The organism is Kitasatospora sp. NPDC057512 (assembly GCF_042802135.1).
Taxonomy (GTDB): domain Bacteria; phylum Actinomycetota; class Actinomycetes; order Streptomycetales; family Streptomycetaceae; genus Kitasatospora.
Map to the genome: position 1 here is coordinate 1 of NZ_JBHVET010001204.1, position 1,458 is coordinate 1,458.

2 protein-coding genes are annotated in these 1,458 nt (G+C 77.5%); both read right to left on the reverse strand.

Translation table 11 applies throughout. From position 1 onward, the window contains the following. Positions 1 to 590, reverse strand: a 590-nt coding sequence (locus ACFU6K_RS38930; RefSeq protein WP_380671391.1) for a TetR/AcrR family transcriptional regulator, incomplete at its 3' end; no start/stop codon positions are given. A gap of 79 nt (positions 591 to 669) precedes the next feature. Next, a partial coding sequence (locus ACFU6K_RS38935; RefSeq protein ID WP_380671393.1) for a glycosyltransferase occupies positions 670 to 1,458 on the reverse strand: 789 nt, incomplete at its 5' end.

Below are 1,458 nucleotides of genomic sequence, written 5' to 3' on the forward strand. Positions count from 1 at the left end.
GGGGCGGGGCAGGGCAGCGGGCGGGCCCCGGCGGGGGAGAGGCCGTCGAGGACCAGGGCCAGGTACCGGCGCCAGCCGTCCTCGCGGGGGTCCATCGTCCACAGCACCGAGACCAGCATGACGACGATGCGGTGCAGGTCGTCGGGCACGAGGTCGGCGCGGATCACGCCCGCGCTCTGACCGCGTGCCAGGAGGGTGTCGAGGGCGGCGAAGAACTCCTCGCCGGTCGCCGGGGTCAGGACGCCCGCGGCGCGGGCGGCGGCCAGGACGTTGTAGTCGCCGGCCACCGATTCCAGGGCCGCCGCCAGCACGCGGGCCAGCCCGGACGCGGGGTCGGGGTCGTCGGCGGCGGCCTGGATGACGGGCCGGACGCGCTCGGCGAAGCCCTGGTCCAGCACGGCCCGCAGGAGCGCGGCCTTGTCGGGGAAGCGGCGGAACAGCGTGGCGGCCCCGACACCGGCCCGGCGCGCCACGTCGTCGAGGTGGGCGTCGGGGCCCTGTTCGGTGAAGACCTCCCGGGCGGCCCGGATGATCTTTTCCGCGTTGCGGGCGGCGTCGGCGCGCAGCAGCCGGGGGGCGTCGGGGATCATCCCGGCAGCCTATCCAAGAGCCGGCAGACCGTCGCGGGCCGTCCGGGGTGCGCGTCCTGGCCTTCCCTGGGCGGCGGGCTCAGCGGCCGGGGTCCTCGGCGATCCGGGCGACGCGGGCCAGGACGGCACCGGCGCCGTCCTCGTCCGCCATGAGCACGGCGACGGCGGCCGCACGGCGACGGATCGGCTCGGCCAGAGCGGCGGTGATCGCGGCGGCGAGGCGTTCGGCGGTGAGCTCGGCGAACGGCACGGGCTGCGGGGCGACCCCCAGCCGGTGCAGCCGTGCCGCCCAGAACGGCTGGTCGGCCATCACGGGTACCGGTACGGCGGGGACCCCGGCGCGCAGCGCGGCGCCGGTGGTGCCCGCTCCGGCGTGGTGGACGACGGCGGCCGTGCGGGGGAACAGCCAGTCGTGGGGCAGGTCGCCGACGGAGAACACGCCGTCACCCGCCGCCTCCAGTCCGGCCCAGCCCGCCTGGACCACCGCGCGCACCCCCGCCTGCCGCACCGCGGCCGTCACCAGCTCACCGAGCCGCTCGCCCTCCCCGGGTGCCATGCTGCCGAAGCCGATGAACACCGGGGCCGGACCGGCCTGGAGGAAGTCGACCAGGTCGGCCGGAGGCTGCCAGCCCACCGGTCGGGCGGGCCACCAGAAGCCCGCCACCTCGACCGGGGCCGGCCAGTCCGCCGGGCGCGGCAGCAGCACGGGACTGTAACCGTGGACGACCGGACGGGTGTGCCCGAGCGGTTCCGGCGACGTCGTGCCGGGAAGGCCGAGGCGCTCGCGCATCCGGGCGACGGCACTCGAGAACATCCGGTCCGCGCCCCGGAGCCGCTCCTGCCCGGCGGCGAGATTGCCCTCCGGTCC